The organism is Segetibacter aerophilus (assembly GCF_007991655.1).
Classification (GTDB): domain Bacteria; phylum Bacteroidota; class Bacteroidia; order Chitinophagales; family Chitinophagaceae; genus Segetibacter; species Segetibacter aerophilus.
Genome location: NZ_BJYT01000006.1, coordinates 285,515 through 298,638, shown reverse-complemented (window position 1 = coordinate 298,638; position 13,124 = coordinate 285,515). Strand labels below are relative to the sequence as shown.

Below are 13,124 nucleotides of genomic sequence, written 5' to 3'. Positions count from 1 at the left end.
ATAGCTTAAAGTTTGTAAACGCAAAAGATCTAAGGACGTCCATCCCTCCAGCTCCCTAAAATTGTGTTTGTATAAACTCGCCTTTAATATTATCTTCAACAACCTCTTTATTCTTTTTAAAACTAACTACTGTATGTGTAAAAATCACTTCTCCCCGATTCAATGCATTTTACCTCCTTACCTCACCGACAAGTTAGTCGACTCTGAAAATAAAAACCTATCAAAAATTGCTGTTAATACCAAGTTTCGAAGTTTCAGATTAAGAAGTGATCGTGAATTTTTTAAAGATACCAGTGCAACAGAACAAGCGATACTATGTGCAGTAGCAAAGAAACCAACCAAGGTGCCGGTTTTGAAAATGGAAGTGTATAGCTGCAACAGAAAAGCAAGTACTACGGGTGCAACACTTCTTTGGAGCGACACTTCTCCTAAACTTCCAACCGATAAAGATGCTAAAAACGTTATCAACGCAGGTAGCGGAACATGGAAGTTTTACTACGAACTTTTTGGGCGCAATTCTGTCGATAATCTCGGCCTGACTATTCAACAGTATGTTCACTATGATAAGAAATACGACAACGCCTTTTGGGATGGTCGAAGAATGATCTTCGGAGATGGTGACGGCACTATCTTCGGTAGCTTTACAACCGACATCGATGTTATAGGTCACGAACTTACTCATGGAGTTACCCAGTACGAAGCCAATCTCGAATACCATTTGCAATCGGGAGCGCTGAACGAATCGTTCTCCGATGTTTTTGGAATCTTAATTAAGCAACGGATGCTAAACCAGGATGTGAAAAAGTCGAACTGGTTAATCGGCGAAAACGTTTTATTAGGAAACGAGTACGCGTTAAGAAGTATGAAAGAGCCGGGAACCGGGTATAGAAATCATCCCGAGCTCGGTGACGATCCTCAACCTGCAACCATGGATGGATTTGTAAAGCTTCCCGATACCTCGTCTGGCGACTGGGGAGGAGTGCACTATAATTCAGGGATTCCAAATTTTGCTTTTTATGTTGCAGCCTTTAATATGGGAGGGTTTGCATGGGAGAAAGCCGGTAAAATTTGGTACACAGCTTTAACGGACAAAACAAATCTAAAGAAGAACGCGAGTTTTAGTGACATGAGAAAACTAACTATAAAAATAGCAGGACAACTATACGGCACAAAAAGCCTGGAGGCTAAAGCCGTAACAGATGGCTGGAATGCAGCCAAAGTCAAATAAAATAATTATGCGTATTACACTTCTAAGAACCGGTGGAATCATTCCAATTACGAAAAAAGCCGAAAAAGAGGTTAATTGGACAAGTGCTGAGTTGAAAGAACTGATACAGGCAATAGAGAGTAAAGACGATGGGCCGGGTCAAAGAAGAGATGCATCAGATTATCAGTTAAAGTATAATGCCGGAACTATTTCCATTGATTGGGAAAAGATTCCGGCATCATATAAAAAAACGTTTGAAGAGCTAAAAGACAATCTTACTATAGTGAAGAAATAGAGCTAGCAACACAATCGTTTCTAAAATTTTATCCAGGCATTCTGGAAATATATTTTTCAATTTCTTTTATCTGGTCAGTTACCTGCTTCGTAGTCGGCTTTAATGCTTTGGCTTTTCTGAAGTAGTCTTTGGCGGCCCGGAACTCTCTTTTGTTCATAAAGATTTGACACATGCTTAAAAAAGCAACAGCTTGGCTCTCCTTATCAGCAATGCCAGCACGAATAGCCTGCCGCACATAACTTTCTCCAGTCTTCATATCGCCTTTTTGCAAAGCCATCATTCCAAGTTGTAGTTTGTTGGCGCCTTCAGCTTCTGCCATCGGTGACCCCAAGTCTAAACTCTTTTTCATATGCTTTTCAGCAGAGTCGAAATCTTGGTCCATCATGGCAAGGTTGCCTTTGAGAGTATAATAGGTAGAACGAATAGGCTTGTATAGCAAGTTCGGGAACCAAATGGAAGCCATTATCTTCTGCACTTCTTCCATGTTACCCTGTTCCATCGGCTCCTGGATAAGACGAAGCGGGCCAATGAAGAAATGACTTGCCAAACCTATTACAGCGAGGAAATAAAGAATGAAAGAGGCCCAAAAGCCTGCACTGATATTTACGATGATTGCCAGAACAAGAGCCAGGATGCTTAAATAAAAACGGTACTTTATTAAAAGGTTATAAAACTTCATATTTTAAAATTGGGCTGCAAAGATAAGCGCGAATTAAAGACAACCATGTAAGATTACATGATCAGTTGTTAATACTTATCGTCATTAATTTCAACCCAATAGTTCTCCGGGTCCTGGAAATAAACCTGCTTCACGCCATCAACCCTGGTGGTAATAGAATTAGCTTTTCCGGGCCAATCCTCGTAATGAATTTTTGCCGCGATTAAACGTTTTACAAATTCATCCACAGAGCTTACCGTAAAACATAAGTGCGCGTTTTTATCATGAGGTGTGATGTCTTTTGCTCCTTTAATAAAATGAAGTTGGCTATGCTCAGCTATCGGGAACCAAGAATGCCTTCCGTCGTGGAAAGGCTCGGGCATTGTATCTATCCCAACAATAGTTCTATAAAATTCGGTCATTGCTTGCAGGTCTTTTACATACACTGCAATATGGTTTAACATCACCGGCTTTTTAGTTTGTGCATTTGCGTTGTAAGTAGTAGTTGTAAAAATGCCTAGAATTAATAAATGGCGGAGCAATGTCTTTATCATAAAAATAGTTTGGAGGAAAAATAGCTATAAATCGAATGCGAGAAACGATTATTTTTGCCGGAATTTAAGAGGCCTTGTAGTTCAATGGATAGAATAGAAGTTTCCTAAACTTTAGATACAGGTTCGATTCCTGTCAAGGCTACAACTACCGATGTTAAGTTGTTTATTACCAACGTTTTGAAAGAATAAAAGTAACTAGGGGGAACTGTAGGGGTAACTTTAGTAACAATTGATTAGAAAGTAACTGAAACTTTAGTGAGGTAAAGGAGCTTTTAAAATCTTTGGTATTTGGAAACTTAGTTTCGATTAACCACAAAGGCAAAATAGCGATTTATAGCTGAATGCTTGACGTCCAGCCACAATTTGTAAACACACCGTTGGTTGCAGTTTTAATCTGCCATATCGCAATAATACGCACGGGTACTGTCACTCGCAAAAATTAAAACTTGTCTCGATTTGGATTATCCGAATTATAGCTCCTTAAAACCATAACCGTTTTGTTTAAATTATTTGGTGTCCACCACCTAGGTTTAGGACTATAAGTCGGGATATACTGAGCCGTGTCCTTGGAGTCATAAACTTCGGAGTGATAGTTTTCAAGGCTAATTATCCTTCGCAGTTCTTCTGGACAAGTTTTAAATTCCAACAATATACAGCAATCAAGTTTTGGTACAATTTGGTCTGTTTTATTGACAACTTTCAAGCAGCTGACAGTTGGTTCCCCAAATAATGCTAAGTATATTTCTCCTCCGGTTCTCGATGCGAATTTACTCTTAACTCTGTCTATTGCTTCCGTCGCTTTGGAAGTCGCTTTCCCTGCTGCTAAAATTCCGAGCCACAAAAAACATAAAACTAAAACCAGAACGAAGGCTAACGAAGAAATAAATCGAAAAAAATTTTTCCTTTTAATCCCTGTCACCAAATAGAAAACAAAAAGTAGAAAAGAAATTATTCCTATTAAGATTGGAAGTATAGGATGTGTCATAAAAAAATTGCAACCCACGTGTTTCGGCTTTATCTAGTAGTGGCAGTAATATTTGTATCATCCACTACTGTTGTAAAGCTCATTAAAGATATTCTGTTTAACGTTATCACTAAAGCCACTATTGCATGGAAGCTGTTGTTAGGCGTAGGGAGATTTACCTAAAATAGGTTGTAAGTAAGCAATTTCTTCAGGCCATTCTGCCTCCCAGGGATAAATGCCTTTAACCGTAGGATAGATATATTGTAATAATGGGAAATTGCTTTCGTTATAGTAATTAATTGCCTGATAAACATAGTCATTATAACTCTCAGGATTGACAGAAGTAAAGTAACACTGATAATTGGTTAAGATGTCTGAATAAAAATGGCTTTCTTGAAAAGTTTCTCCGTTTCTAATTTGTTCGCCAATTATATTAATAAGAGAATGGATCAATTCAAGTTTAAGACCTACTATCAAAACCTCAGGATGTCCGAATGTTTCAAATAGGCCAATAGAATAGCCAAACGGAGGATTATTGTCATCTTCTAAAACCTGTATAACATACCAACCATAATGTTCAATCCCTGCTTTAATCTTTTCCATTCTTATTAGTTACAATGTTCCAATAAACTTACGCCTAACGCTTTTCAGCTTTATGCAGTAGCGGTATTCGTTGCACTACTGCCTTACTGCTGTTCTAAAGCTCATTAAAGATATTCAGTTTAAGTCTATTCCTAAAGCCACTATTGCATAGAAGCTGTTGTTATAAGCAGCCTTACGGTACTCCATCATAAGTCATATCGAACTCAATATTGTTGATATTTTCTCTATTGCAAAAATTATCAAATTCTGCTTTGGGCATTGGACCATATATTCCATCTTGACCTGGATACGGATTTTTAGACATGTCAATTGCAAAGTAATTGGTTATGCTTTTATCAATAGAATTTTTAGGGAAATCAGTGGAAGGATGTTGTTTAGCAATGATAAATCTTGAATTATGCCCTACGGCAAAAACATATGGAGTAATTAACCTCTCTTGATTATAAATAGCACGGCTTTCGCTTACATCAATCCACCCTATTTGATACTCCCCTTTAATAGTCTCAAACCTACTGTCAAAGAAACAGCTCGTTAACAGTAGGCAGCATAAAATCAATACGTAGTGTTCGGGTTTAAACAAGTGTTTTCAAGGTTGCTTATAACGTTGAACGTGTTTATGTAGTACTGGTATTTAAAATACTAATGTTCCAAAAACTTGTTGATGATGATAAAAGATAGAAAGATTGGTTTATGTTCTTCCGCCAGTATTACATAAACATGCTGTTAGCTGTAGTCTTCATTTTCTGTCTTTCATCTTGTCAATTTCCAAAATCAACTAAATGGGGCTTTGTGAAACGAAAGTCTCAAAGTTATCTGTAAATTGATTTACGGTGACTTTCAAATTCAAGAGCTCCAGTGATGCTCCGGCTAAACCTGATACAATTGCATATTCTGGCATTTTTAGTAACAATGAGCAAAGTACTACTGCTACTGTACCAAATAATGACTTGGAAGTTGATAGTGATTTGAACGTTTCGTTTGCAAGTCTAATACCGTGTTTATTGCAAGCCTCTTTATAATCTTCAATCTGAATTGAGAGGTCATCAATAATAAACGAAATGTCCTTTCCTTTGTAATTCTTATTGATAAAGAGCGAAAAACGTTTTACTTTTTTATTAAAGTCGGAATCCTTTTTTGCCTCCGATATCTGGCTCCATTGTAATTCTGAAGCAACGATAATGGGTGCATTTATAATTTCTACTTCGACTTTGTCTAACATTAATTGATTTCGGTAATCATTTTCAAGATAATCTTGAAAGATTGTTTGGTTGAATATTGGTATTGGCAACGTCTTATTTCCAAAAAGCTTTTTAGATGCTTCCACAACAATAAGGTTACGAAACTTTGAAACAGGTTCGGTTGCAAATGCTTCCATATGTTCTATTACCTTATCTCTACTTATAGTCTGTTCTTTTTTAACGTACTTGTCCATGAATCTTTCTCTGTAAACATCCATGAAACCCTTCTCAATCTGATTTGAGATATGAGAATGAATAGTGTCGAGTTCCTTATCATCTAAAAGAAAAGGGGCTTGCAGGTTTTTTGGAACCGGGATGTCTTTTACTGTACAACAAACTTTATCGAAAAGAATAGCAGCTAATTTTAACTTGGCTTCATCTGATGCTACTCCTATTGTTTGATATTTTTCTAAAAACATTTTTAATGTTTGTCACCAAGGTGTAATTAACAGCTAACGTTAAGTGTTTATGAAGTTGTGGCAATTGAAAAACTTCGGTCTCAATTAACCACTAAAGAAAAATACTGATTTAAAGTCGAATGCTTAATGTCCAGCCACGATTTTATAAACATAGTGTCGGCTGCACAGCAGTTTATAACTTATTTACGGCTTGCACTATTTCTATTATATCATTTTGCCATGTTTCAAAGGATTTGTTTTGAAATTTACTGTCAATTAATGTGTGAACTACAACATTGTCTTTGTAAAACTGTTTTAAAAGATTTCTAATAAACTCCGGTTGTATTCGTGCAAATAAATAGATGGCTGTATTTGTACCATTTGACTTTTCTAAAAAATAGGTGATACCTAGTATGCGTCCACTCGGGTCCACAGTTGTTAACCTGTGGTAAAGATTGCTTTTTTGTCCAAGAATGATAGCTTGATAAAATCTATGAGTACTTGCACTAAAAGCGTTCTCTCGCCCAAAATCTTTCGATAAAAATTGATACCTATTATCATTATATAAGAAGCCAAAACCTTTAATATCATTTACTTTAAATACCATGTTTCCCTTTACGCTGTCAACAATGGTTACCTTCTCAGCAAATTTTATTAGCATTGCTTTATTGCTAAATATATAATGGGGCATTTTTATTTGAGCGTTAACCGTATCGTTTGTGTTAGTTACGTAATACCCGGGGATGGTAGTCGGAGTTTGGGCATAAGCATAACTGAATAGAGTGAGTAAAAAGAATAAGAAAGAATAATATTTCATTGTCATTTTATAAATGTCAATCACTTAAAGGAGACTGTCTTCGTTTGCAGCCACGATAAAGTGTTCATGAAGTTGTCGCATTTAAAAAACGTCTGGTTTCAATTACCACAAAAGCAAAATAGTGATTCACAGTTGAATGCCCCACATCCAGCCACAATTTTATAAACACTCATGTTACGGGCAGTTTCGTCATTCTGCTTCATTTAGTTTTACAAAGTCAGCTTTCTCCAGTTTGTATTTGTACGTTTCTCTCTTTCCGTTGAAGTTGATAACGTTAACGAGTAAAATTATTTCACTTAAATTATTTAGATTGCGAAGGTCGTTCTGTATCTCACGTTTGCCATCGTCGTCAATAAATAACTGAAATTCTTTAGAGCTTCCTTGAGCAATATAATTCTCACCTGCGGCTACTCCGACCACTTGGACATTTATGTTCTTCTGAGCACCATTGTTATAAGAAATAAGTCCATTTATTATGTGTCCCGGCTTAGTTCCTGAATTAGATACAATCATCATAATATGGCCACCATAAACAAATGAGTAATTTACATGTAGAACAGAATTTTCTGCTGTTAAAGAATTTTTTATTGCAGGTATTGCGAAAGAGAGCACAGAAATCAAAGCGACTAAAAGTGCCAAAAAAGTATTTCCAAAGTTTAGATACCTACGCCAATTTAAAAAGTTATTGCATTTAATACAAAAAAGTGCATCTCTTTTAATAAGTTCCTTACAGTAAGGACATTTTTTATTTAATGTGTCACTCATGTAGATTTAGTGTTTTTTTAGTGCGCATAACTCTTAAATAAACGCAACTTACCCAATTTAGTTGCAGAATAAAAATTGGTGTTAAATGCTCTTTTTCAATCTCTTGCAATTGCGCATTTTGTGTTGAGGAAATTCTGAAATCCTAATTTATCAACACAAAAGACGCAAGTTTAAATACCAAATCTATCTAAAGAACCGATTTTACTTCCGCTCAACTTTTTGCAAATCCGGCTATATCTCTTTGTTGGCTTACCGTTATAAGACTTTTTAAAATACCGGCTATAAGTTGTCTCGTAAGCATCCTCTATATCAAATTCCTTTTTAAACTCTCTGAATTGATCTCTGTTGTTTTTAGAATAGGTCTGCTTCCCATATAGAGCCCCTTTAAAGGCACTCCGGTGAAGAAAGTAAGTACTAATCATATAAAGTTTCCGGCAGAGTTTTTTGGTACTTGGGCATTCGAAAAACCATTGCTCGCCTTTACCAATATTTGTTGGCTTACTAATTAAGTAAACTTTGTAGTTAATAACTTGATCGTTGCATTTATAGTCCAACTCTACAAAAGGACGAGTTGAAATAGTATTGACTAATATTCCTATTCTTGAATGCACGGTATTATTTCTGCTCCAGCTTATATTACCCGTCTTTAAATCATTACGATTTAAGTAATTCCACTCCTTGAGTTTTGTAATTGAAATTGTTCTACACTCATCGTACAAGTCAGGACAAGAAGAAGGCTTTGCCATAGTATCTTTTTTCTAATAACCTAAATTATTAGGGAAAGTAGCCTTTTATTCACTGTTAAAGCACAGATATTAGTACTCTCATTTGTTAACTTGAAAATGTTGACGTTGAAAGCCTTGCAGCTATGCGAGGCTTTTTTAGTGCCTTGTCCAACTTTTATTTCAAATCCTCTTTTTGTAAAAAACCAAACTGCTAATTCTGTAAGTTTTTATGGTGTGGGCTTATCGCAAATCCTTTGATGCGCTAAGGCCCTAACTGCTACTGTTCTATACTGAAAGTTTTATGGGTAGAGGATTAACTTCAATACTACGCCTTATACCTAGAGTGAAGGAAATAGAATTTTTTGAGATAACCAAGGTAGTTATAATAGTGTAATCGTATTTTGCTTGCCGCTTACGATTTAGTAGTTGTTTTTAGAACGGACTGAAATCTTTATCTGGCACTTCTTTTACCGCTTATGCTTTCTTAAAATAAGAAAGGAAGGCCTTCCGGCACTCCCTTTTCACCTTGGGGGTAATTTTCTTATTGTAGTGGCAAGATAAAAAAAGGTTGTCTATGCAAGTAATTAATTTTTTTTAATGTTTGAACGCTTACTTCACAATGATGTAATTTCGTTCTAATTGAGACTTTGGGGGTTTCTTTTTTTGAATGGGCTGGGGGTTATCCTGCCCATTCGCTATTTTATCCATTAGTAGTACTTCGGTCTCCTCTAATCGTTTTGATTTTCGCTCCCAATACAAGACCAAAAGATGGATGAACAAACAATATTTCCTATGAAACTATGTAAGAAACTAGGGAAGGTTTTACTTATAATATATGATAACCTACTTGACTAAATAAACGCAGTGAAAGCGAGGGAGTTGTTAGGCAAACTGATGGAACAGGGGACGCTTTAATACGGTGTAAGATCGGCAGAATACCACCATCGTTTACATAGTTGCCTTCTTAGTCGCATAAGGTTCTACAGCAAAAAAAAAATTGATGCATTGGACTACTAATTTAAAAGACAAAGACTTGATTTTGATCAGATAAAAGTCATCTGTTTTTGCTTGCCGATAGCAGTTTCAATAATATTTGCTGCTACCTTGTCTGCGTACTTTAAGGGAATGTCTTTAAGATAATACGAATTTAAAATTCCCCTGAATTTAAATGACCGGACGACTGTGGAATAGGATTTTTATTAATATTACAGTTTATATGTTTTGATTAATAGGTTTAATAGCTCTGCTGTTTTTACGCGGGGCTTTTTTTTATTTAACATGCGTGGTAACTGTAGACGCGTTAGAAGACTTAGGTACATTAATAGAAAATAGCTCGATTTTTTCTTACTCAGGTGGCAAGTTAGAAAAGGTAGCTTCAGTGACATTTGTCCAATACGTATATATCTTTTGCAAGAGATTTTTTAGTTCAGGATAAGTAGACGGCTTTCTAAAAAAGCCTTGTACAGAGTGGCTATATGAATACAAAATATTTTGTGGTGACGTTCCGTTTGTAAGGAGCAAAAAAGGTATAGTACGTAAATTCATTTCTCCCACCTGCTGCATTTTGTCTCTCAATTGTATTCCAGACATTCCTGGCATATTAATATCCGAGATTATCAGAAATAACGATTTCTTCATATTGTTGAAATATTCGTATGCTTCACGTCCGTTTTTAAAAATGACTAGCCGATTTGGAATTGCTAATTCTTTATAAGCCTCCTCGAAAAGTTCTCTGTCGTCTAGGTCGTCTTCAATAAAAATTATTTCACCCTTTTTATGCATGTTGGAAAGATAACTCCTAAAATGTCATTAGTTGAAATTTTATACTATGACCAGTTAGATCACTGTCAATAAGTGATGACTTATAAAAGGTTGCTTCCCAATTCGAGTGTCCTTTTGCTAATGATTACAAGAATTTTTGACATCGTAAAGGTGCTATAGCATGCTTTTTCACTCTTGACAATTTCGGTAATTAATTTAAGCTCTTTTAGGTTTGATAGAGGTATAATCTCTTGCAATTGCTCTGAAGTATAGGTAGGGATATTGGGCATATATCAAAAGTACAAGATACAAAGTATGATTGCATATAATGAGGGATGCTTTTACATAGCAAATAAGAAAGCCTCGCATTTCTACAAGGCCTTCAAGTAACTCCCCCCAACTCAAATTGAATATACCAAATGAATGGCATTATTGCAATAGGTCTATTGAGAGGATCAATTCAATAGCTAGCAACTATTTCTCACCTATCCTCAATAGAGATTTTGCTGCGCCTAGGTATAGACGCTCTTTGCGGCACCGGTAGTTTATTTTTTCGTTCAAGTCTTGCAGATACAACCGGCTTTGGTTAGAAGATACTGCTTCAAGAAACTTCTTTTCATTTGCTAATAGCTCCTTGTTAATATATATTGCTATTCTAGTTAGTTCGGCTAGTTTAACTCGTTCTTTTTGCTGCATATTTAAAAAGGTCAAACAATTAATGGGGTTAAAATATTTTCTTTCTAAGAAAGGAGGAAAAGCACATAGTTTGGGTTGCAGTCCATACACGAATTATAAAAAAACTCCGATAAGATACCTGGTAAAAGCCGCAGGTGAAGACTTAATCATATCTAACTCGTTTCACGTAAGGTCTAAACATATAAAGTCTATTCCTATCGTATTAAATCTTTTAAGTATTTATTTAAGCAGCTTTGCACCATAAAAATAGTTTTGCTGACATGGACAACATCACGGTAGTATTTGACCTTAATGGAAAGGAGTTTAAAGGGACTCCTAGCCCCTAAGTGGCGCAGGAACAACAGAAAATTACCACTTAATGGCTAACAACTACTACTGGGGAACATTATCCTATAGCCAAGGAAGTAAAGGATTTAACGGCGGTGTACATAGCTTTCTTGCAGGTTGGAATTTTGATAGCGCTTCGCATCCGGAGTTAACCCAGTTTGCTGAGCAATTTGGTTATGCTGTTATGGCCTGGATTGATAGTCACAATTGAGCTACATTCTATAATTTCAATATTAGGTCTTCTAATATTCGACAAATTAGATTTGGATCTGATGTTGGGGTAAGGGCTACCTCTTTAAATAGATACATTTTTACATCTCCTAGATCTTTAGCAGTAACGTGGTTGTATAATTGCTTATATACTCTAACTATAGAAAGGGAAGAATCAGAATTAATCAGTTCAAGTAGGATTTAAGTGTTGGTAATTCAGAAGGATTGCATTTTAGAGTATGCTTATAAAAATTCTTTCTGTGTTATTTTGAGTGCTGGTTCTGATTGTTATGTTATTCCTTTCTATAAGATGCTAGTAACACAATGACAAAGAGTAAGATAATGCGTTCGAGTGTAGAAGAGGACTTGCTGAAAGTACTATTAAATAATCCTAGTGATGGAATAACAGAACTATATGATGTTTACGCAAGTGTCATTTATGGTTCAATTTTAAAAACAGTTAACGATACTGATAAAGCATCTGACATTCTCTTAGAAGTTTTTAAAGAATTTATAGCGAGGGTTAAAGCTGCACAAATAGGTGAGGAAACAATATTCTTTTGTCTGTATAAAATAGCTCAAAGAATTAAGTAAAGCTCATTTAGCAGGAGGTTTATTAATAGAATTGTTCTTCGGGCTGACCTCATTTTTGTAGGAATTTAAAAAAATAGCAACTAGCACTAGAACAACAGCGAGAACCGATAATAACTTTAGTAGGATCATAAGAGATGCTTTAGATGCAGCATGACGCTTGCACGAGAACATACGTTGATAGTTGTCTAAAGGATTGGTAACAACTACACAATTAGCACCTTAATACCACCGTGGCTTTATAAAACACAAATTCATTTCGCAGTTGAGACAAAAAGCTATTTACAAGCATCAATCTCTTGTACTACTTTCCTTGTGGCTAATACGGTGTTGTGAACGACTAAATTATTAATACTTTAGTCATTAACATAAAATAACATCGCCGGAAACGCTGATTTAAAAGCCAACTCACCTCCTACAACCTAAATGATTGCCAGGGAAAATAGCTAGTAGAAGGAAGAATATTAGATGTAAATTTAAGTCTATACAAGAAGCGGTCTTCATCGTTGAATAATTCCACTGCCAAACTAGTAAAAGGTCTTGCTTCAATATATCTGACAAACAATCCAGGTGGTTCGACCTCGCTTACAATTTCTCCCTCTTGATGCTTAGTAAGTAGGTTATAAAGATTCTTCCAGTTTTTTGTTTCAAAGTCAACGCTATTTAAATGCCGCGCCATTAATAATCTTTAAACGATTTTCAAAATGTTGGTTAGTTGGGAGGAGGGTTGCAATCTTCCATACGCTTAAACCCTCTGTTACAGTCAAAATTTTTGCCAACTTGTTCAGGCTTTGCTTTTTAAAATTCTAATTCGTATATTACTTCACGTTTGTTTAAAAAGCTACCGTTCCCCTTCTTAAAAGGCATAGGTAATTGTTTAGAAAGTCAATTGTAACCCTACAGACGCATTCATCTAAATAATTACACTTTATGTTATCATCAACTCCTCGCGACACATCGTTTGATCGCTCCCAAGATACTTGCAAGCAGGAAAAAAACGATGACGTAGATCTTCAAAAACAAATAGAACAAGAAGAACTGAAGTTCAAAGCGGCGATACGGGCAGACCGGACTTTTGAAGTAGTTAAGGCAATTCGAGAAAAAATTAAGGTACTGAAACAAATGCTGAAGTGATTATAAAATTTATTTAATAATCCTTTATGTCCCGGGCTTCGTCCACCTTTCCCCCCTTGCAACGATAACATTTGTATACACCTTTCCACATGTTTGTCTAACTTGGGAGTACATTTCCCGCAACATCCATTAGACAAAACTGGAATATTTGTTGTGTTAGTTCCAATTCAAATAGGCGCGA

General features: G+C 35.8%; 14 protein-coding genes and 1 tRNA gene. 6 read left to right on the top strand and 9 right to left on the bottom strand.

Annotated elements, in window-relative coordinates; all coding sequences use genetic code 11:
• Nucleotides 1-133 precede the first annotated feature (133 nt).
• Complete coding sequence (locus tag SAE01_RS10100; RefSeq protein ID WP_147203628.1) at nt 134-1,228, top strand: M4 family metallopeptidase; 1,095 nt, start codon at nt 134-136, stop codon at nt 1,226-1,228.
• 7 nt (nt 1,229-1,235) lie between these two features.
• Nucleotides 1,236-1,502, top strand: a complete 267-nt coding sequence (locus SAE01_RS10095) for a hypothetical protein (RefSeq protein WP_147203627.1) — start codon at nt 1,236-1,238, stop codon at nt 1,500-1,502.
• Nucleotides 1,503-1,530: 28 nt separating this feature from the next.
• Here SAE01_RS10095 and SAE01_RS10090 read toward each other — a convergent pair whose 3' ends face one another.
• Entirely contained in the window at nt 1,531-2,181 is a 651-nt protein-coding gene (locus SAE01_RS10090) for a hypothetical protein (protein WP_147203626.1), read from the bottom strand.
• Nucleotides 2,182-2,249: 68 nt separating this feature from the next.
• The gene (locus SAE01_RS10085) at nt 2,250-2,714 is read right to left on the bottom strand and encodes a VOC family protein (RefSeq protein ID WP_246113199.1); all 465 of its coding nucleotides are present in this window, start codon (nt 2,712-2,714) and stop codon (nt 2,250-2,252) included.
• A gap of 70 nt (nt 2,715-2,784) precedes the next feature.
• On the opposite strand from SAE01_RS10085, the gene SAE01_RS10080 reads away from it, so the two are divergent.
• Nucleotides 2,785-2,856: transfer RNA gene (locus tag SAE01_RS10080), tRNA-Arg, on the top strand.
• A 981-nt stretch (nt 2,857-3,837) separates the two neighbouring features.
• Here the strand turns inward: SAE01_RS10080 and SAE01_RS10075 are convergent.
• The 7 genes from SAE01_RS10075 to SAE01_RS10045 form a co-directional block, all read right to left on the bottom strand.
• Nucleotides 3,838-4,281, bottom strand: a complete 444-nt coding sequence (locus SAE01_RS10075) for a DUF4262 domain-containing protein (protein WP_147203625.1) — start codon at nt 4,279-4,281, stop codon at nt 3,838-3,840.
• Nucleotides 4,282-4,453: 172 nt separating this feature from the next.
• Nucleotides 4,454-4,861: a DUF3997 domain-containing protein gene (locus tag SAE01_RS10070; protein ID WP_147203624.1), complete on the bottom strand. Its 408-nt coding sequence runs from the start codon at nt 4,859-4,861 to the stop codon at nt 4,454-4,456.
• Nucleotides 4,862-5,056: 195 nt separating this feature from the next.
• The gene (locus tag SAE01_RS10065) at nt 5,057-5,938 is read right to left on the bottom strand and encodes a hypothetical protein (RefSeq protein ID WP_147203623.1); all 882 of its coding nucleotides are present in this window, start codon (nt 5,936-5,938) and stop codon (nt 5,057-5,059) included.
• Between the two features lie 172 nt (nt 5,939-6,110).
• Nucleotides 6,111-6,734, bottom strand: a complete 624-nt coding sequence (locus SAE01_RS10060) for a hypothetical protein (RefSeq protein WP_147203622.1) — start codon at nt 6,732-6,734, stop codon at nt 6,111-6,113.
• Nucleotides 6,735-6,923: 189 nt separating this feature from the next.
• Nucleotides 6,924-7,373 (bottom strand): hypothetical protein, encoded by a 450-nt coding sequence (locus SAE01_RS10055; protein WP_147203621.1) that lies wholly within the window; start codon nt 7,371-7,373, stop codon nt 6,924-6,926.
• Nucleotides 7,374-7,669: 296 nt separating this feature from the next.
• The gene (locus tag SAE01_RS10050) at nt 7,670-8,245 is read right to left on the bottom strand and encodes a hypothetical protein (protein WP_147203620.1); all 576 of its coding nucleotides are present in this window, start codon (nt 8,243-8,245) and stop codon (nt 7,670-7,672) included.
• Between the two features lie 1,323 nt (nt 8,246-9,568).
• Entirely contained in the window at nt 9,569-10,006 is a 438-nt protein-coding gene (locus SAE01_RS10045; RefSeq protein WP_147203619.1) for a response regulator, read from the bottom strand.
• Between the two features lie 1,033 nt (nt 10,007-11,039).
• Here SAE01_RS10045 and SAE01_RS10040 point away from each other — a divergent pair.
• From SAE01_RS10040 to SAE01_RS10030, 3 genes are all read left to right on the top strand, one after another.
• A complete protein-coding gene (locus SAE01_RS10040; protein ID WP_147203618.1) occupies nt 11,040-11,219 on the top strand; it encodes a hypothetical protein in 180 nt (59 codons plus the stop codon).
• Nucleotides 11,220-11,560: 341 nt separating this feature from the next.
• A complete protein-coding gene (locus tag SAE01_RS10035; RefSeq protein ID WP_147203617.1) occupies nt 11,561-11,812 on the top strand; it encodes a hypothetical protein in 252 nt (83 codons plus the stop codon).
• 927 nt (nt 11,813-12,739) lie between these two features.
• Entirely contained in the window at nt 12,740-12,943 is a 204-nt protein-coding gene (locus SAE01_RS10030; RefSeq protein WP_147203616.1) for a hypothetical protein, read from the top strand.
• Nucleotides 12,944-13,124 lie beyond the last annotated feature (181 nt).